The 16,432-nt window shown below is 75.3% G+C and carries 21 protein-coding genes; 13 read left to right on the forward strand and 8 right to left on the reverse strand.

All coding sequences use genetic code 11. The annotated features are described in order from the left end of the window. Positions 1-363, forward strand: a 363-nt coding sequence (locus tag AC0CYZ_RS16465) for an acyl-CoA dehydrogenase C-terminal domain-containing protein (protein WP_472217223.1), incomplete at its 5' end; no start/stop codon positions are given. A 16-nt stretch (positions 364-379) separates the two neighbouring features. Here the strand turns inward: AC0CYZ_RS16465 and AC0CYZ_RS16470 are convergent. Both AC0CYZ_RS16470 and AC0CYZ_RS16475 read right to left on the reverse strand, forming a co-directional pair. Beyond that, positions 380-700: a tetratricopeptide repeat protein gene (locus AC0CYZ_RS16470; protein ID WP_472217225.1), complete on the reverse strand. Its 321-nt coding sequence runs from the start codon at positions 698-700 to the stop codon at positions 380-382. Positions 701-705: 5 nt separating this feature from the next. Next, positions 706-1,317 carry an FMN reductase gene (locus tag AC0CYZ_RS16475; RefSeq protein WP_472217227.1) on the reverse strand — a complete coding sequence of 204 codons (612 nt, stop codon included), beginning with the start codon at positions 1,315-1,317 and terminating at the stop codon, positions 706-708. A gap of 216 nt (positions 1,318-1,533) precedes the next feature. Between AC0CYZ_RS16475 and AC0CYZ_RS16480 the strand changes: the two genes are divergently transcribed. Together AC0CYZ_RS16480 and AC0CYZ_RS16485 are read left to right on the forward strand one after the other, a co-directional pair. Then, the gene (locus AC0CYZ_RS16480) at positions 1,534-1,737 is read left to right on the forward strand and encodes a helix-turn-helix domain-containing protein (protein WP_472217286.1); all 204 of its coding nucleotides are present in this window, start codon (positions 1,534-1,536) and stop codon (positions 1,735-1,737) included. An 11-nt stretch (positions 1,738-1,748) separates the two neighbouring features. Beyond that, positions 1,749-2,309, forward strand: coding sequence for a Clp protease N-terminal domain-containing protein (locus AC0CYZ_RS16485; RefSeq protein ID WP_472217229.1), 561 nt, complete (start codon positions 1,749-1,751; stop codon positions 2,307-2,309). Here AC0CYZ_RS16485 and AC0CYZ_RS16490 read toward each other — a convergent pair. Beyond that, positions 2,254-3,234 carry a DMT family transporter gene (locus AC0CYZ_RS16490; protein WP_472217232.1) on the reverse strand — a complete coding sequence of 327 codons (981 nt, stop codon included), beginning with the start codon at positions 3,232-3,234 and terminating at the stop codon, positions 2,254-2,256. The genes AC0CYZ_RS16485 and AC0CYZ_RS16490 overlap by 56 nt on opposite strands. A 92-nt stretch (positions 3,235-3,326) precedes the next feature. Between AC0CYZ_RS16490 and AC0CYZ_RS16495 the strand changes: the two genes are divergently transcribed. Then, positions 3,327-3,875: a CGNR zinc finger domain-containing protein gene (locus tag AC0CYZ_RS16495; RefSeq protein ID WP_472217234.1), complete on the forward strand. Its 549-nt coding sequence runs from the start codon at positions 3,327-3,329 to the stop codon at positions 3,873-3,875. A gap of 61 nt (positions 3,876-3,936) precedes the next feature. Here the strand turns inward: AC0CYZ_RS16495 and AC0CYZ_RS16500 are convergent, their stop codons facing one another. Beyond that, the gene (locus AC0CYZ_RS16500; RefSeq protein WP_472217236.1) at positions 3,937-4,881 is read right to left on the reverse strand and encodes a hypothetical protein; all 945 of its coding nucleotides are present in this window, start codon (positions 4,879-4,881) and stop codon (positions 3,937-3,939) included. Positions 4,882-5,018: 137 nt separating this feature from the next. Here AC0CYZ_RS16500 and AC0CYZ_RS16505 point away from each other — a divergent pair, with 137 nt between their 5' ends. Then, positions 5,019-5,444 carry a DUF1707 SHOCT-like domain-containing protein gene (locus AC0CYZ_RS16505; protein ID WP_472217238.1) on the forward strand — a complete coding sequence of 142 codons (426 nt, stop codon included), beginning with the start codon at positions 5,019-5,021 and terminating at the stop codon, positions 5,442-5,444. Between the two features lie 62 nt (positions 5,445-5,506). Further along, positions 5,507-6,394 (forward strand): SMP-30/gluconolactonase/LRE family protein, encoded by an 888-nt coding sequence (locus AC0CYZ_RS16510; protein ID WP_472217240.1) that lies wholly within the window; start codon positions 5,507-5,509, stop codon positions 6,392-6,394. Between the two features lie 67 nt (positions 6,395-6,461). Here the strand turns inward: AC0CYZ_RS16510 and AC0CYZ_RS16515 are convergent, their stop codons facing one another. Beyond that, a complete protein-coding gene (locus AC0CYZ_RS16515) occupies positions 6,462-7,238 on the reverse strand; it encodes a hypothetical protein (RefSeq protein ID WP_472217242.1) in 777 nt (258 codons plus the stop codon). 133 nt (positions 7,239-7,371) lie between these two features. Here AC0CYZ_RS16515 and AC0CYZ_RS16520 point away from each other — a divergent pair, with 133 nt between their 5' ends. Next, positions 7,372-8,028: a Crp/Fnr family transcriptional regulator gene (locus tag AC0CYZ_RS16520; RefSeq protein WP_472217244.1), complete on the forward strand. Its 657-nt coding sequence runs from the start codon at positions 7,372-7,374 to the stop codon at positions 8,026-8,028. Here the strand turns inward: AC0CYZ_RS16520 and AC0CYZ_RS16525 are convergent. Beyond that, complete coding sequence (locus tag AC0CYZ_RS16525; RefSeq protein ID WP_472217246.1) at positions 8,025-8,708, reverse strand: GAP family protein; 684 nt, start codon at positions 8,706-8,708, stop codon at positions 8,025-8,027. The genes AC0CYZ_RS16520 and AC0CYZ_RS16525 overlap by 4 nt on opposite strands. Positions 8,709-8,983: 275 nt before the next feature. Between AC0CYZ_RS16525 and AC0CYZ_RS16530 the strand changes: the two genes are divergently transcribed. Next, on the forward strand, positions 8,984-9,298 hold the full coding sequence (locus AC0CYZ_RS16530) for a hypothetical protein (RefSeq protein WP_472217248.1): 315 nt from the start codon (positions 8,984-8,986) through the stop codon (positions 9,296-9,298). 75 nt (positions 9,299-9,373) lie between these two features. On the opposite strand, the gene AC0CYZ_RS16535 is transcribed toward AC0CYZ_RS16530, so the two are convergent. Next, a complete protein-coding gene (locus AC0CYZ_RS16535) occupies positions 9,374-9,742 on the reverse strand; it encodes a nuclear transport factor 2 family protein (RefSeq protein ID WP_472217250.1) in 369 nt (122 codons plus the stop codon). Positions 9,743-9,864: 122 nt separating this feature from the next. On the opposite strand from AC0CYZ_RS16535, the gene AC0CYZ_RS16540 reads away from it, so the two are divergent. From AC0CYZ_RS16540 to AC0CYZ_RS16560, 5 genes are all read left to right on the forward strand, one after another. Further along, positions 9,865-10,662 (forward strand): MmyB family transcriptional regulator, encoded by a 798-nt coding sequence (locus AC0CYZ_RS16540; RefSeq protein WP_472217252.1) that lies wholly within the window; start codon positions 9,865-9,867, stop codon positions 10,660-10,662. Between the two features lie 69 nt (positions 10,663-10,731). Beyond that, the gene (locus AC0CYZ_RS16545; RefSeq protein WP_472217254.1) at positions 10,732-13,683 is read left to right on the forward strand and encodes a helix-turn-helix transcriptional regulator; all 2,952 of its coding nucleotides are present in this window, start codon (positions 10,732-10,734) and stop codon (positions 13,681-13,683) included. Positions 13,684-13,750: 67 nt separating this feature from the next. Further along, complete coding sequence (locus AC0CYZ_RS16550) at positions 13,751-14,491, forward strand: oxygen-binding di-iron domain-containing protein (RefSeq protein WP_472217256.1); 741 nt, start codon at positions 13,751-13,753, stop codon at positions 14,489-14,491. Beyond that, positions 14,488-15,267, forward strand: coding sequence for a maleylpyruvate isomerase family mycothiol-dependent enzyme (locus tag AC0CYZ_RS16555; protein ID WP_472217258.1), 780 nt, complete (start codon positions 14,488-14,490; stop codon positions 15,265-15,267). Before AC0CYZ_RS16550 ends, AC0CYZ_RS16555 begins: the two co-directional genes overlap by 4 nt. Next, complete coding sequence (locus AC0CYZ_RS16560; RefSeq protein ID WP_472217260.1) at positions 15,267-15,767, forward strand: SRPBCC family protein; 501 nt, start codon at positions 15,267-15,269, stop codon at positions 15,765-15,767. The genes AC0CYZ_RS16555 and AC0CYZ_RS16560 overlap by 1 nt, the downstream gene beginning before the upstream one ends. Here the strand turns inward: AC0CYZ_RS16560 and AC0CYZ_RS16565 are convergent. Beyond that, positions 15,749-16,396, reverse strand: a complete 648-nt coding sequence (locus tag AC0CYZ_RS16565; RefSeq protein ID WP_472217262.1) for a hypothetical protein — start codon at positions 16,394-16,396, stop codon at positions 15,749-15,751. The two genes, AC0CYZ_RS16560 and AC0CYZ_RS16565, sit on opposite strands and share 19 nt — an antisense overlap. Positions 16,397-16,432 lie beyond the last annotated feature (36 nt).

Here is a 16,432-nt window from a genome sequence, read left to right on the forward strand (position 1 = left end):
ACGATCCGCGAGACGGCGGGCCGGGCCGAGCAGTACCCGGAGTACGCCGCGGCCCTCGAGTCCGCGCTGGTCCGGATCGAGAAGACCACGACGACGCTGCACGCCGCCGGCGACCCCGACGTCACCCTCGCGAACGCGAGCATCTACCTCGAGGCCGTCGGGCACGTCGTCGCGGCGTGGATCTGGCTCGAGCAGCTCCTGGCCGTCGACGACCGCGACGGTGCCGTCGGGGGCGGCGCGTTCGCCGAGGGCAAGCGCGCCGCTGCCCGGTACTTCTTCCGCTACGAGCTGCCGAGGACGGGCCCGCAGTTCGACCTGCTCGACTCGCTCGACACCACGACGCTGGACTGGACGGCCGGCTGAGGGTCGAGCGGGAAGGTCAGCCGACGCCGAGTGCCGCGGCCAGCTTCAGCGGGCCGGCGGCCTCGTCGTGGCGACTCTGGCGCGCCAGCGAGCGGCCCAGCAGCAGCTGCGCGTAACCGTCAGCAGGATTCGCGGCGACGAGCGCCCGCGCCTCCTGCTCGGCCCGCCCGAGCTGCGCGGAGTGGTAGTACGCCCGCGCCAGGAGCAGGCGGGCCGCCGACGCATCGGGCTCCTCGGCGACCAGGTCGGCGAGGACCTGCGCCGCCTCGATCCACTGCCCGAGCTCGGCGTGGTACGTGGCCCGGTCCCAGCAGCGGTCGACCGTCATCTCGGTCATCGGTGTCACCTCCGGAGGAGTTCCTCGAACGACGGGGCGTTCGCGAAGGGGTCGGCGAGGTCGGGTCGACGTGGGCCGGCGGCGGTCACGAGGTCGGCGAGCTCCCCCGCCGCCCGGCTGATGCGCTCGGTGAGCTCGCCGTCCCCGGCACCCCAGTCCTCCGCCGCGGCGAACACGCCGGTCGGGACGACGACGGCCCGCAGGTAGGCGAACACCGGGCGCACGGCGTGCTCGAGGACCAGCGAGTGCCGCGGCGTGCCGGCGGTCGCGCCGATCAGGACCGGGACCCCGACGAGCGCCTTCGGGTCCAGCACGTCGAGGAAGGTCTTGAACAGGCCGCTGTACGACGCGGTGAACACCGGGGTCACCGCGATCACCGCGTCGGCGTGGGTGACCGTCGTGATGGCCTCGGCCAGTGCCGGCGGGGCGAACCCGGTGAGCAGGGTGGACGCCAGGTCGTGGGCGTGCTCGCGCAGCTCGACGACCTCGACGTGCACCTCGTCCCCGCGCTCGCCCACCGCCTCGGACGCGGCCGCGGCCAGCCGGTCGGCCAGCAGCCGCGTCGACGACGGGGTGCCGAGCCCGGCACTGACGACGGCCAGCGTGCGGATGCTCATCGACCCTCCTCGGGTCCAGGAAGTTCAATCTTCAACTTACGACCTCTGCAACGTCGTGGGCGGCGCGAGGATTCCGGTGATCACGAGCACCGGGCGCAGGTCCGGTGCCCGCGCCCCCCTGCCACGCGTGCCCCTCGCGCGCCCTGATATGTCAATCCAGGTTGACGGGAAGCGCAGTGTCATCCTAGGTTGACACGCGTGGTTGATGCGGTGGCGATGGCGACGTCGGCGTCCTCGACGGACCCGGCGGTCGGACTGGCGGCGGTGGCGTCCCTGCGGACGCTCACCGAGTCCCTCGAGGAGCTGCAGGTGGGCCGCGCCCGCCGGTTGGGCTGGTCGTGGCAGCAGATCGCCGACGCGCTCGGCGTCAGCCGCCAGGCGGTGCACAAGAAGTACCGCAGCCACCGAGGACTCATCTGAGGGGGACACCCGTGTTCGAACGATTCACCCGGCCCGCCCGTGCCGTCGTGGTACTGGCCCAGGAGCACGCCCGCATGCTCGGCGCCGAGGAGGTCGGCTCCGTGCACATGCTCATCGGCGCGTGCGAGACCGAGGGGCCCGGCGCCACCCTGCTCGCCGGTCACGGGATCACCGCCGACCAGGTCCGCGACGCGGCCCGGACGGCCGGCGCCGCCTCCCGGCTGCCCGACGCCGAGGCCCTCGCCGGCCTCGGCATCGACCTCGACGAGATCCGCCGCCGGGTCGAGGAGACGTTCGGCCCCGGCGCCCTCGAGGGCACCCGGGCAGCCGCCCGCCGCGCCCGCCGCCGCGCCTGGGGGCACCTGCGCTTCACCCGGGACGCCAAGAAGACGCTCGAGCTCGCCGTGCGCGAGGCCGTCCTGCGCGGCGACGGCTTCATCGGGACCGAGCACCTCGTGCTGGCTTTCCTGCACCCGCAGACCGGGTCGGCGGGCGACCTGCTGCGTGCCCGCGGACTCACCCTCGAGGGTGTACGGGCGGAGCTGGAGGGACCGGGGCGGGCCGCGGGCTGAGCGGCTCGGCGGCAGCCGGCTCGTGCGGGTACGCGCGGTCGTCGCCGGCCGGGCGCCGTTCGGAGCGGCTGACGAGCCCGACCCCGCCGGCGGCCAGCGCGACACCCGCGAGCGCTGCGACGTGCATGGGCTGGCCGAGCAACGGCACCCCGAGCAGCGCGGTCACCGGCGGGACGAGGAAGAGGTAGCTGGTCGCCCCCGCGCCGCTGCGACGCCGCAGGAGGACGAAGAGCAGCAGGAGGCCGCCGACCGAGTTCACGACCGCGAGCCAGACGACCGACCCGACGGCGGTCGCCGTCAGCGGCAGCGCGAACCCGCCGGACGCCGCCGCGAGCGGGACGGAGGTGAGCGTGGCGGCGCTCATCTGGATGGTCGTCGTGGTGCGCAGGTCGGCCGTGACCGGCGCGCGCTTCTGCAGCAGCGTCCCGCCGACGAAGCCCGCGAGGCCGAGGACGACCATCCCGATCCCGGCCGGCCGCGCCCCACCGGACAGCTCCGCGCTGACCGCGACGCCGACCCCCGCGAGGCCGAGCGCCAGCCCCAGCCACCCCACCGACCGGAGCCGCTCGCCGCCCAGCCCGACGGCGGCCAGCGCGATCACGAGGGGACTCGCACTCACGAGCAACGAGGCCAGCCCCGCGGACACCCCCAGCGAGAGGCCGACGTAGACGCCGGCGAACTGCACCGTCTGGAGGAGCACGCCGACCGCGGCGGGCCGGAGCCACTCGGCCGGGCGGCCCGGCCAGGGCGCCCCCGTCGCGAGCGCCACCGTCCCGATGACCACCGTCGCCAGGAGGAAGCGCCAGAAGATGAGGGTGAGCGGCGGGCAGGCGCTCGTCCCCAGATCGCCGACGAGGTAGCCGCTCGCCCACACGAGGACGAAGGCCGTCGCGAGGCCGAGGGCCACGAGCCGCGGGGGGCGCATCCCGGCCGGGATCGCTCCTGGCGACGCGTAACAGCTCGAAGTGTTACCCGGCATGGTGTGACCGTAACAGGCCGACCCGTTACGCTGGAAGCGTGTCCGTCACCCCGGCCCTCCGTTACGACACCGGCGCGGTCTGGCTCGACCTGCTCGCGACCGTGGGCAACGCGTACGGCGACGCGCCCTTCGAGCGCATGTCCACGGTCGGGCTGCTCGGCGAGTGGCTCGAGCACGAAGGCCTCTCGCCCACCGCTGCGCCCGGCCCCGACGACCTCGCGCGGGCTCATGAGCTGCGCGGGATCCTCCGCCCGCTCGGCCTCGCGGCCGCCGCGGGCCGCACGCCGGACCGGGCCGAGGTCGAACGCCTGAACGCCGTCCTCACGCGGGACTCCCCGCTGCAGCTGACGCCGGACCTCACCCTCGCCGCGCCCCCGACGGCGGGCGACGCCCTGGCCCGCATCGCCCGTCAGGCCGCCGAGCACCTCGCCGGCCCGGCCGCGGCCCGACTGCGGACCTGCGACGACCACGACTGCGGCATGCTCTTCGACGACGTCACCGGCCGCCGCCGCTGGTGCTCGGCCGCGATGTGCGGGGTCCGGCACCGGGTGCGGGCCCACCGGGAGCGGACCGGCACAACGGGCTGACGGCGGCCCGCGACCGCACTTCGCGGTCGCGCGGGACGGACGGAGCGTCCGGGACGGACCGTCAGGGGCGGACGACCTGGATCTTCTCCACCCACCACGCATCCTCCAGCAGCCGCGGGCTCACGAGCGCCGAACCGATCTGCTGCTCGGCCCCCGGGACCTGCTCGTGCTTGGGGGACGACCGTGGGGCCGGCACCAGATCGGGACCGGGCGCGCCCCGTCGCCACCACCGGCCGAAGGTCGTCACCGTCTCGCGCAGGAAGATGTCCTCGTAGCGCTCGAGCAGCTCGAGCAGGGCCGCGAACTGCGCCCAGGGTCGTCCGGCCTCCTGCTCCTTGATCAGCTCCACGGCCAGCGCGCGGAGGTCCGGCTCGGGTGGGGATTCGGTCACGAAGATGATCGGCCCCTGGAGGGCGGCTCGGGTGAACGGCAGTCCGTAGGCGGCGGCGACGAACTCCGCGCTCGCGAAGACCGGCCAGCGCGGCGTGGCCTCCCACGACCTGCCCACGAGGTCGGCCTGCTCGAGGATCTCGGTGAGCGCTTCGCTGGACACGAGGGTCCAGTAGTCCCCACCGTGGCGGGCGATCCCGGTGAGGACGGTCTTGCTGAACGAGAACCGTGTCCGACGGATCGTCGGCTCGCGGGTCAGGAGACGACCGAACTCGGCGGCCGCCTCACGCCGCCGCGCGAATCGCGGGTCCTCGGGCGCGTCCGCGGTGCCCGTGCGCCCGACCCGTCCGATGAACACGTCACGCCCGAGCTCTTCGCGGTACCAGGAGAGCGGGTCGAGGCGAACACCCCCGCCGTCGTCCAGCACCAGCAGCCCGCTGTCGCACCGCGCGCTGGCCACCATCCCGTCGCCGCAGGCGATCCCGACGTGGCTCCAGTGGGTGCCGTTCATCGTCGACACGAACTGCTCGAGCCCGTCGTCCGGCGCGGCCAGGATGAACACCAGGTCGCCCGGTCGGATGTCGTCCTCCGACATCTCGTCGAACTCCAGCAGCACCTCGGCAGATTCCCACGAATTCGTCCCCGGGGACATCGCGGGGCGAACCGGAGGAACGCACGATCGGGCCGGATCCCGGTGACACCATCCCCGTCCGGCTCACGGCGGATTCGCCGCGGACGGCGCACCATGGGGTCATGGACGAGGACGCGGAGCGGACACCGGCGCACCGACCGGGTCTCCGGGTCGGCCACGACGAGCGGTCGGCGGCCCTCAAGGCCCTCGACACGCACTTCGAGGCGGGACGGCTCGACGTGACCGAGTACGGCGAGCGCTCCGGCGTCGCCGGGACGGCGACCTACCGGCACGAGCTCGAGGCACTGTTCACCGACCTGCCGGCGCCGCACCCGGAGTTCTCCCCGGTCGTCGGCGCCTCGACGGCCCCGGACCGCGTCGTCGACCACCGGCCGGTGCGGCTGCGCCACCCCGCGATGGCGCTCCTGCCCCTCGTGGCGCTGATCGGCGTGGTGCTCCTCGTCGTCGTCGGCGGCTCACCGGCGGGGCTCGCCTTCTTCCCGATCATCTTCCTGCTCGCCGGCCGCTTCGGTCACCGGCGCTTCTGACGACGCGGCGCTAGGGTCCCCCGGGGCCGCACCGGGGCGGCCCCCGACGACGGGAGGCCACGATGAGCCACGACGTCCACACGGTGATCGACGGGATGTCGTTCACCGAGTGCCCGCGCTGGCACTCCGACCGGCTCTGGTTCGTCGACTTCTACACCCACCGCGTGCACTCGGTCACCGAGGACGGCGCGGACCTGCGCACCGAGGCCGAGGTGCCGCAACAGCCCTCCGGCCTGGGTTGGCTCCCCGACGGTCGGATGCTCGTGGTCTCGCAGCTCGACCGGCGGATCCTGCGCCGCGAGGCGGACGGCTCCCTGGAGACCCACGCCGACCTCTCCGACGTCGTGTCCGCGCAGCTCAACGACATGGTCGTCGACGCCGAGGGCCGGGCCTGGGTGGGCAACTTCGGGTTCGACCTCATGGCCGGTGAGCCGGTGACGCCGACGGCGCTGTACCGCGTCGATCCCGACGGCGGCGTCCACCTGGCCGCGAGCGACCTCTGGTTCCCCAACGGCAGCGTCGTGACCAATGGCGGCCGGACGCTGCTGGTCGACGAGACCCTCGGCAACCGCGTCTCCGCCTTCGACATCGCCGACGACGGCGGGCTCGGCCGGCGCCGCACGTGGGCCTCGTTCGGTGCGCTGCCCTCCGAGAGCGACCAGGAGAAGGCGCTCGCCGAGCTGTCGGTCGCCCCCGACGGCAACGCCCTCGACGCCGAGGGCTGCCTGTGGATCGCCGACGCGCTCGGCGGGCGGGCGATCCGGGTCCGGGAGGGCGGCGAGATCGTCGACGAGGTCTCCCCCGGGACCGGCGTCTTCGCCTGCGGGCTCGGCGGCGCCGACGGGCGCACCCTCTACCTCTGCACCGCCCCGGACTTCCTGGCGCACAACCGCCGCGACGTCCGGGAGGCCGCGATCCTCGGCACGACCGTCGAGGTGCCGGCCGCCTGACCCACGCCCGACGACGCGGCCGGCCCGGGTGGGGAACCCGGAACCGGCCGCGCCGCGCCGTCGTCGGTCAGTCCCGCGCGTCGACGGCCCGCGCCGTCCACAGCGCCCGACCGGCGAGCACCCCGAACACCGCCCACACCGCGAGGGTGACGAGGAAGCCCACCTCGGCGAGGTCGTGCCCGGCCGTGATCAGCACGGCGCCGGCCACCGGCAGCACGATCGTCCACCAGGACAGGACCCGTCCCCGGGCCAGACCGGCCGTGAGCAGCACCGGCCCCAGCGAGAAGCCGATCACCATCGGGATCATCCAGCCCGCGGTCAGCGCCGGCATCGCCTCGGCCTTCTGACCGATCGCCATCGCCGCGTCGGGTCCGAGCGCCGCCGACATCTGCGCGGCGTACCAGTCCTCGACGACCGCACCGGACAGGTTGGCGAAGCCCAGGAAGCCCAGCGCGCCCCCGACGACCGCGAGGACCCGTCCCCGGCGCGAGGCGAGCGCGAGACCCGCGAGGAGCAGGCCGACGGCGAGCGACAGGAAGCCGTAGTGCAGGACGGTCGCGGCGACGTCCGCACCCGCCGGGTCGGCGCCGTAGGCGACGTACATGCCGCGCGGCTCGGGCTCGGTCGAGTGCGGATCGAACACCGTGCTCACGGCGGCGAGGGCGGCGCCGAGCGGCAGCATGATCGCGGCGCCGCGACCCGCGAGGGCGTAGACCCGGCCCGGAGGTGCGGCATCGGAGCGGGACGCGGCTGACGCGGCGGTGCCGGCCACCTCGGAGCGCTGGTGACGCGGGCCGGGGACGGGCGCGTCGGAGGAGGACGGCGAGGGGGTGGTGACGGTCATGGGATCACGCTCCGGGTCTCGGTCACATCGACCCGCACAGCGTCGCGCCCGGCGTCCCCGGTGTCCGTTTCCACGGCGACCCTGGAAGTGTCACGGCCGCGACAGTCCGGCCTCCCGGCTAGGGTCCCGCGCCGTGGAACTGCTCGCCGGGATGTCGGCCGAGGACCGGCGCCAGGTGCTCGCCAGCGGGCGGCGCCGCCGGTTCGCGCCGCGCGAGGTGGTGTTCCACGAGGGCGACCCGGCGGACACGTTCCTGCTGGTCGACGTCGGGCGGATGGCGGTGCGGGCGGCGACCCCGCTCGGGGACACGGTCACGTTCGCCGTCGTGGGCCCGGGCGAGGTGGTCGGCGAGCTGGCGCTGATCGACGACGGGGCGCGGCGCAGCGCGTCGGTCGTCGCGCTCGAGGCCACCGAGGCGTGGTCGTTCACCGCCGAGACCTTCCACCGGCTGCGCCGCACCAACGCCGGGGCGGACGCCTTCGTCCTGCAGACCCTCGCCGCGGACGTCCGGCGCCTGTCGGGGCTGCTCGTCGAGGCGCTCCACCTGCCCGTCGAGACGCGGGTCCTGCGCCGCTTGACCGACCTCGAGCGCCAGTACCGCGACGGCGCGACGCCGACCCGCATCCCGCTCACCCAGGACGAGCTGGCGTCGCTGGCCGGGGCGAGCCGGGCCACCGTCAACCGCGTCCTGCGCGCGGTCGCCGCCGACGGCCTGCTCGAGCTGCGGCGCGGGCGCATCGTCGTGCTCGACGTGGCCGGGCTGGCGAGGCGCGGGTCGGCGGGCTTCTAGCCGCCTCCGGCCCCCAGGCCGACGAGCCCCTTGATCGTCAGGTAGATCCCGGCCGCCCCGAACACCAGCAGGATCAGCGTCCGGCTGTGGCGGCGGGCCCAGTCCTGGACGGCGTCGACGACCGACCGGGTGTGGTCGGGCCGGGTGAGCACGAGGACGAGGACGGCGATCGGGGCGGCGAAGCGCAGCGCGTTGTAGACCACGACCTGGACCACCCCGTTCGCCGGGGACGGGTGCGTGCCCAGGATGGCGACGAGCCCGGCGATGTAGAACAGCCCCGGGAGGTTCGTGACCGCCCCGAGCAGGGCGGCGACGGGGACCGACGGCATCCGGACCCACCGACCGAGGGAGCCGTCCTCGAACGGCAGCCGCCGGCGTGGTCGTCCCTCCGGGCGGTTGCCGATCCGGCCGCTCCAGTAGCCCGCGGTGTAGGACAGCGCACCGATCCCGACGACGAGGTCGGCGATGGACCGTCCCGACGTCGAGGCCGGCTCCCGCGTGCTCGCACCGAGCACGGTGACGACCGCGATCCCCACGGTCAGGCTGACCACGAGCCCCGCGGCGAGGTACGCCCCGAGGAGGCGGCGCGGCTCCCGGGAGACCAGGAAGGTGTAGACGATGGCGAGCGGGGTCGCCCGGACCGCGCTGATCAGGCCGAGCAGCGCGGCTTCGGTGCTCATCGGGCGACCTCCCGGGCCGAGGTCGCGTCGTCGACCGTGGTCCGAGCCGCGCGGGCGGTGTCACCGTACCGAGGGGACCGTTCCCGGGTGCGCGGAGCGCCCCGTGCCGGTCGCGGTCGCGGTGCCCGTCCCGTCGGGCCACCCGTTGTGGTGAACGGGCCACCGGCACCGTGACCGGCAAACGGGTTCCGCGGTTTCACCACACGTCATCCAACGGTTGCTCGGCGTGACTGCCGCGCGACCGGGCTCCCCCCACCTGGAAGGACACGCCCCTGATGGCGACCCTCCGCACCACCGTCCTCACCGCGGCCCTCGTCTCCACCGGCCTCGTCTCCTCCGCCGGGATGGCGATGGCCACCACGCACGGGGACGGCGGCCGCACCGTGCAGGAGGGCCTGGTCAACGTGAGCGACTTCGCCCCCAACACCACGGGCGACCTGTGCAACAACGATGTCCCGGTCAACGCCGCGGGCGTGCAGGTGCCGGTGCAGGACCTCGGACTCGGCCTGCCGCTGCTCTCGAAGGCGGGTACCGGGAACTCGGGGACGAACGCGAAGAGCTGCTCGAACGGGATCGCCGCGCGCAACTGAGCGCCGCCCCGTTCCGCCCGAGGGGCCCCTTCGTTCGGTCGAGCCGAGCGAAGGAGCCCCTCGGTCAGGTCGGACTCAGGCCGCCGCCGGCACCCGGTCCAGGAAGCCCAGCACGCTGGTGACCCGGCCGTCGTCGTCGAGGGTCACCACGTCCGACCCCGCGACGGGGGCCGGACCCTCGGCCGGTCCGAGCTCCCAGGAGAACCGGGCCAGGTGGTGGTGGCCGTCGACGTCGCCGGCGAGCCGGAAGGTGAACCCGGGGAACTGGTCCTGCACGGCGGCGATCAGGCCCGCGATCTGCTCGCGGCCCCGCACCTCGGCGAGCGGGTCGACGTAGCTGCCGTCCGCCGCCCACAGCGCAGCGACCCGCTCCTGCCGGGCCGCCGGGTCGGTCTCGTTCCACGCCGCCAGGTAGCGCTGCGCGACGTCGGTGAACTCGGACATGCTGTCCTCCTCGTGATCGGGTCGATCGGTGTGGGACGCCACGCTGGTCCGCCGCGGGTAGCCGCGTCGATGACCTCCGAGGTCATGGCCCGCGACGACGAGCGCCCCTACCGTCGGCGACCATGACCTCCACGGTGGCCTCGCCCGGCGAGCTGCTGCGCGGCTGGCGGACCCGTCGGCGCCGCAGCCAGATGGACCTCGCGCTCGACGTCGGGGTGTCCACCCGGCACCTGAGCTTCGTCGAGACCGGCCGCTCCCGGGCCAGCCGGGAACTGCTGCTCGACCTGGCCGACCACCTCGAGCTGCCGCTGCGCGAGCGGAACGCGCTGCTGCTGGCCGCGGGATTCGCGCCGATCTACGCCGAGTCCCGGCTCGATTCGGCGTCCCTCGACGCCGTCCGCGGCGCCCTGGGTCACCTGCTCGACGGCCACGAACCGTTCCCGGCGCTCGTGATCGACCGCTGCGGGGACGTCGTCATGAGCAACCGCGCCGTCGCGCCGCTGCTCGGGCTGCTCGACCCCGCGTGGTCGACGCCGCCGGTCAACGTCTACCGGCTGAGCCTGCACCCGCAGGCCCTCGCGCCCCACATCCGCAACCTCGACCAGTGGGCGGGCCACCTCGTGCACCGGCTCGAGCGCCTCGCCGACCTCACCGGGGACCCGCGGCTCACCGCGTTGCTCGCCGAGGTCCGGGGGTACGCCGGCGCCGACGCGACGACCGTCCGCTCCGAGCACGTCGTGCTGCCGCTGCACCTCGCCCACCCCGACGGCGACCTGCGGCTCTACTCGACGATCACCCACTTCGGGGCGGCGTGGGACGTCACCCTCGACGAGCTGTCCATCGAGACCTTCGTGCCCGCCGACGCCTCCACCCGCGCCCTGCTCGACACCTGGATGCGCGACGGCCGCCCGGCGGCCTGAGGCCGTGTACGGGCCCGCGCGGGAGGACTAGCGTCCGACGGGCCACGCTGCTCGTCCCCGGGGGGTCCGATGGTCGGCGGGCCACCGCGCGGGAACACGACGTCGGGCACGCGTGCCGGCCCCTCGTTGCTGTGCCCGGAGCTGGTGGGCCGGGCGGCCGAGGCGGCGGCGCTCGAGGACCGGCTCGCCGCCGCCGTGCGGGGCTCCGGCGGCGTCGTCGTGCTCGTCGGGGAGGCCGGGACCGGCAAGTCCCGGCTCGTCGCGGAGGTGACGACGACCGCGCGCGCGACGGGTGCGACGGTCCTGTGCGGCCGGGCGGTACCGAGTGCCCAGCCGGTCGCCTACCGCCCGCTCGCCGAGGCGCTCCTCGCCGCCGACCGCTCGGCCCCGGACCTGGACGCCCCCGAGCTCGCGGGCTTCCGTGGCCACCTCGGGCGGATCGTGCCGGCCTGGCGGGGTCGGTCCGGACCGAGCGCCGACGACTCCCCCGTGCTGCTCGGCGAGGGCGCGGCCCGCCTGCTGGGCCTGCTCGGTCGCGGCCGGGGCTGCGTGCTCGTCCTGGAGGACCTGCACTGGGCCGACCCTGAGACCCTCGACGCCGTCGACCACCTGGCCGACGCCCTGACCGACGCCCCGGTGCTCTGCCTGTGCACGACCCGCCCCGAGGGCGCGGCCGCCGGGCTCGTGGAGCGGCTGCGACGGCGTGACCCCCGCGCCGCGGTCCCGGTCACGCCCCTCTCCCCCGCCGGGGTCGACGCGATGACGGCCGCGTGCCTGCGGACGCCGATCGTGCCGCCCGAGCTGCGGGCGTTCCTGCGCACCCACAGCGAAGGCCTCCCGTTCCTCGTCGAGGAGCTGCTCGCCGGGCTCGTCGCCTCGGGCGCGCTGCGCCACAGCGGCGGGCACTGGGGCGGTCACGGCGAGATGGTCCCGACGGTGCCCGCGAGCCTGCGGGAATCGATCGGCCGCCGGCTGGCCGCGCTCGACCGCACGGCCCGGCGGGTGGTGGACGCAGCCGCCCTGCTGGGCCGGCGCTTCGACTGGCAGCTCCTGCCCGGCATCGCCGAGGTGGACGGCCGCGACGTGGTGGAGGCGCTGCGGGCCGCGGTGGCCGAGGCGCTCGTCGTCGTCGAGGGGGACGAGTTCTCGTTCCGGCACGCCCTGACCCGGGAGGCCGTGCTCGCCGACATCCTCCCGCCCGACCGCCGCGACCTCGCCCGGCGTGCCTGGCCCGCGATCGAGCGGGCGTACCCCGAGCTGCCGGGCGCGCTGTGCGAGCTGGCGGCCGAGCTCGCCGAGGCCGCCGGGGCGCCCGAGGAGGCCGCGGACCGCCTCACCGAGAGCGCCCGGCGGGCCCTGGGCGGCGGCGCGCTGGTCACCGCCGAAGCCACCGCGCGCCGGGCCCGGCGGATCGCCCCGCCGGAAGGCCCCGCCGCGGTCGCCGCCGACGAGCTGCTCGTCGCGATCCTGGTGGCGGCGGGGAAGCCGACCGACGCGCTCGCCGTCGGCGACGATCTCGCGGACCGGCTCGCCGGCGAGCCGGTCCGTCGCGCCGACCTGCTCGTCGTGCTCGCCCGGGCCGCGCTGGCCGCCGGCGACGTCGCCGCCGCGAGCCGTTACGTCGAGGCCGCGCGGTCGACGGGGCCCGACGACCCGGAGCCCGACGCGGCGCTGGGTGCGCGGATCGACGCCGTCGCGGCCCACGTCGCGCTCGAGGAGGACCGGGTCGAGGACGCGGCCGCGCTGGCCGGGGCGGCCGTGACGGGGGCCGCGGCCACCGGGCAGCCCGCCGTCGAGTGCGAGGCCCTGGAGGTGCTCGGCCGGACCACGGCCGCCACCGGAGCGGCGGACGCGGTGTCCTGGCTGACGCGGGCGGCCGAGGTCGCCGAACGGCACGGCCTCGCCGACCGCCACCTGCGGGCCCGCCAGGAGCTCGCACTGGTGGCTTGGGGGCAGGGCGACCCGGGCGCGCTGCGGGAGACCCGTGAGCTCGCGGAGCGCTACGGGGCGCTGACCACGGTCGCGGTGATGGACCTCAGCCTCGCCGACGTCGCGCTCTCGAACTTCGACACCGCGGGATGCCTCGCGGCGTCACGCGCGTGCCTCGAGGCGAGCCGCCGCTACGGCCTGGCCACCGAGCCGGTCGCGGCGCTGTGGCTCGCGGGCGGACACGCCCTGGCCGACGAACCCGCGGCCATGCGCGCGGCGATCGACGTGGCGTTGGCGCGCGACCCCGACGACCCGCGCATCCTCGGTGACCTCTACGGCCGCGTCCTGATCAAGCACGCCATCGTGGCCGACGACCTCGAGTCCCTGCCGGGTCTGCTCGACACCATGATGGAGCACGTCCGCGTCGCGCCCCCGATGAAGTCGATCTACCCCGGGCGCGCGCTGTGGGCGACCGTCCACGCGATCGACGACGACGACCTCGGCGCGGCCGTCCGCACGGAGTTCGCCCGGTCGACGGCGTCGATCCGGCTGCCCGTGTTCGCGGGGACCCTGACCCTCGTCGACGCCGTAGCACGGGGCCGACGCGGGGACGCCGACGGCGCCACGGCCCTGATGGCGACGGCCCACGCCGAGCTGCGGCGCGCGCCGCTCGGCACCGGCCTCGTCCACGCCCAGCAGCTCCTCGTGGCCCGCGCCGCGGTCCGCGACGGCTGGGGCGAGCCCGCCGCGTGGCTGCGGGAGTGCGAGGCGTTCTTCACCGCCACGGGCCACGAGCGCACCGCCCGACGCTGCCGCACCGAGCTCGCCGCGACGGGCGCCCCGGTCCCCCGCCGGGGCCGGGGCAGCGCCGACGTCCCGGTCGGGCTCCGCGCGCTCGGCGTCACCGGGCGCGAGCTCGACGTCCTGCGCCTCGTGGCCGCCGGTCGCTCGACCCCCGAGATCAGTACGTCGCTGCACCTGTCGACGAAGACGGTCGAGCGCCACCTGAGCAGCCTGTTCGACCGCACCGGGGTGCGGAACCGGGCGGCGCTCGGCGCGCTGGCCCGCGACCACGGCGTGCTGGATGGGTGACGTCGCCGGCCAGATTGGGGGTGCGCACCCCGATCCGACGGCCGCCCCGGGCGGCCACGCTCGACCCATGCAGACAACGGTCCACGAGATCGCGGACGGGGTGTACCGGCTCTCCACGCTGGTCGCCGACGCCGTGCCCGGCGGTCTCACGTTCAACCAGTACCTGATCGACGCCGACGAGCCCATGCTCTTCCACCTCGGTCCACGCCGGATGTTCCCGCTGGTCGCGGACGCGGTCGGGAAGATCCTCCCGATCGAGCGGATCCGGTGGCTCTCCTTCGGCCACGTCGAGGCCGACGAGTGCGGCGCGATGAACGCCTGGCTCGACGCCGTGCCGGGCGCCGAGGTGGTGTTCAACGAGCTCGGCTGCCAGGTCTCGGTCGACGACCTGGCCGACCGTCCCCCGCAGCACATGATCGACGACGGCACCTACGAGCTCGGCGGGCACCACATGCGCGCCCTGCTCACCCCGCACGTTCCGCACGGCTGGGAGGCGCAGGTGCTCTTCGACGAGACCACCCGCACGCTCCTCTGTGGCGACCTCTTCACCCAGGTCGGCGACGGCCCGGCGATCGTGGCCGGCAGCGACCTGGTCGGGCCGGCGATGGCGGCGGAGGACATGTTCGGCGCGACCGCTCTCACGGCGTCGACCGCCCCGACGCTGCGCCGGCTCGCCGCCCTGGAGCCGCGCACCCTCGCCCTCATGCACGGCCCGGCGTTCGCGGGCGACTGCGCCGGCGCCCTCACCGACCTGGCCGACGCCTACGAGGCGCGCCTCGCCGCGCAGACCGAACGGAGCCCCGCGTGAACACCGAGGACCGCACCCCACCCCCGGCCACCGTGACCCGCGTCGAGGACCACCGGCCGATCGGGCGCCCCGAGAGCGTCGCGCTCGCACGCACCGAGACCTCCCGGATGGTCGCGCTGCTCCGCGACCTCCACCCGTCCGACTGGTCGCGCCCCACCGACTGCACCGACTGGGACGTGCGGGACGTGGCCGGCCACGTCCTGGGCATGACCGAGACGTTCACGAGCCTGCCCCTCATGGCCCGCACCATGGTCGGCGCCGGTCGCGCGCAGCAGCGCGGAACGACGTTCATCGACACGATGACGGCCCGCCAGGTCCGGGCCCACGCCGGCCTCACGACCGGCGAACTGATCAGCCGCATGGGCGCCGCCGGACCGGTGCAGGCCCGCTGGCGCGGGAGCCGTCGCCTGCTGCGCGCCGTCCCCATGCCCAACGAGCTGCACGACGGCACCACCGAGACCTGGCGCTTCGCCTTCCTGCTCGACGTGGTCCTCACCCGCGACACCTGGATGCACCGGATCGACGTCGCCACCGCCACCGGCCGCCCGCTCGAGCTCACCGCCGCGCACGACGGCCGCCTCGTCGCCGACGTCGTCGCGGAGTGGGCCCGCCGGCACGGGCAGCCCTTCCGGCTGCACCTGACCGGGCCCGCCGGCGGCGACTTCACCCACGGCGACGCCGGCGAGGAGCTGACCCTCGACGCGGTCGCGTTCTGCCGGACCCTCGCCGGGCGGCTCCCGGGCGAGGGGCTGCTCGCCCAGGAGGTGCCGTTCTGATGGCGATCCGGCGCCTGACCCGCGACGAGGTGACCCGGCACGTCGCCGCGTCACCGCAGGAGGTCTACGACCTCGTCGCCGACGTCACGCGCACCCCCGAGTGGAGCCCGCAGGTCGTCGGCTGCACCTGGGTCGACGGCGCCACCGGACCGGCCGTGGGAGCCCGCTTCGCCGCGCGGAACCGCCTGCGCTGGTTCACCTGGACCAACCGGCCCGTCGTCGACGTCGCGGACCCGGGCCGGGAGTTCGCGTTCACCCGCACCGAGCGCGGCGGCGGCAGCATCCGCTGGCACCACCGGCTGCGACCCGACGGCGAGGGGACCACCGTGGACCACGGCTACGAGGTCCTGGCGCCCGTCCCGCGCGGGCTGCACGTGGTGCTCCGCGTCGCCTTCGGTGTCCGCGACCTCCACGACGACCTGCACGCGAACATGGAGCGGAGCCTCGCCCGGCTCGCCGCGGTCGCGGAGGCGGAGGCGGGCTACCGGGCCCGTTCCTGAGGGTCGGCACCCGCCGAGCCGTCCCGGACGTCGTCCACGCTCGAGCGCTCGCGGCGCCGCTGCTCGCCGTCGGAGTACGTGGCGCGCTCGACCGCGGCGTCGCTGTCCAGGCCGGAGCCGAGCGCGCCCGCGACGGTCGCGAAGGCCGTCGCCAGCCACGCCAGGCGCACGTGGTCGGCGGCGCCCTCCGCGGTCCACGCATCGGTCCCGAACACCGGCGGCTCGAGGAAGAAGAAGGTCGCGACGACGTTGAACGCGAACACCGCGACGACCATCGTCAGCACCCCGACGAGCAGGGTCAGCACGGTCGAAGCGTTGAGCACGGTCGGGTCGTCGTCCCGGCTGACCTGTGACGGCCGGCGCCAGAGGTCGTGCGCGCCGATGATCCAGACGACCATCATGGCGACCGCCGCCACCATCGTGATCACCAGCTTGGTCCAGCTCAGCGTGCTGGCGAGCTGCCACACCGTCGAGGTGATCACCAGGTAGGCGCTGGTGGCGAGGACGGCGGCCAACGCGCTCCGCATCCCGAGCACGAGCCGCCAGGGCCGGTTGGTCAGCACCATGTCGGCCAGCATCCGCACCCGGCCCGGCCGGCTCGGTGCGTCCGGTCGGGAGGACGTCGTCATGGTCACCATCGTCCCGGGATCCGCCGGTTCGCGCCG

This window comes from Actinomycetospora sp. (assembly GCF_055612215.1).

Excerpts from the sequence above, each read along its gene's own strand:
- AC0CYZ_RS16470 (WP_472217225.1), bottom strand. The coding sequence starts at position 700 with ATGACCGAGATGACGGTCGACCGCTGCTGGGACCGGGCCACGTACCAC.
- AC0CYZ_RS16475 (WP_472217227.1), bottom strand. The coding sequence starts at position 1,317 with ATGAGCATCCGCACGCTGGCCGTCGTCAGTGCCGGGCTCGGCACCCCG.
- AC0CYZ_RS16480 (WP_472217286.1), top strand. The coding sequence starts at position 1,534 with ATGGCGACGTCGGCGTCCTCGACGGACCCGGCGGTCGGACTGGCGGCG.
- AC0CYZ_RS16490 (WP_472217232.1), bottom strand. The coding sequence starts at position 3,234 with ATGCGCCCCCCGCGGCTCGTGGCCCTCGGCCTCGCGACGGCCTTCGTC.
- AC0CYZ_RS16505 (WP_472217238.1), top strand. The coding sequence starts at position 5,019 with ATGGACGAGGACGCGGAGCGGACACCGGCGCACCGACCGGGTCTCCGG.
- AC0CYZ_RS16510 (WP_472217240.1), top strand. The coding sequence starts at position 5,507 with ATGAGCCACGACGTCCACACGGTGATCGACGGGATGTCGTTCACCGAG.
- AC0CYZ_RS16515 (WP_472217242.1), bottom strand. The coding sequence starts at position 7,238 with ATGACCGTCACCACCCCCTCGCCGTCCTCCTCCGACGCGCCCGTCCCC.
- AC0CYZ_RS16525 (WP_472217246.1), bottom strand. The coding sequence starts at position 8,708 with ATGAGCACCGAAGCCGCGCTGCTCGGCCTGATCAGCGCGGTCCGGGCG.
- AC0CYZ_RS16530 (WP_472217248.1), top strand. The coding sequence starts at position 8,984 with ATGGCGACCCTCCGCACCACCGTCCTCACCGCGGCCCTCGTCTCCACC.
- AC0CYZ_RS16535 (WP_472217250.1), bottom strand. The coding sequence starts at position 9,742 with ATGTCCGAGTTCACCGACGTCGCGCAGCGCTACCTGGCGGCGTGGAAC.
- AC0CYZ_RS16540 (WP_472217252.1), top strand. The coding sequence starts at position 9,865 with ATGACCTCCACGGTGGCCTCGCCCGGCGAGCTGCTGCGCGGCTGGCGG.
- AC0CYZ_RS16545 (WP_472217254.1), top strand. The coding sequence starts at position 10,732 with ATGGTCGGCGGGCCACCGCGCGGGAACACGACGTCGGGCACGCGTGCC.
- AC0CYZ_RS16550 (WP_472217256.1), top strand. The coding sequence starts at position 13,751 with ATGCAGACAACGGTCCACGAGATCGCGGACGGGGTGTACCGGCTCTCC.
- AC0CYZ_RS16560 (WP_472217260.1), top strand. The coding sequence starts at position 15,267 with ATGGCGATCCGGCGCCTGACCCGCGACGAGGTGACCCGGCACGTCGCC.
- AC0CYZ_RS16565 (WP_472217262.1), bottom strand. The coding sequence starts at position 16,396 with ATGACGACGTCCTCCCGACCGGACGCACCGAGCCGGCCGGGCCGGGTG.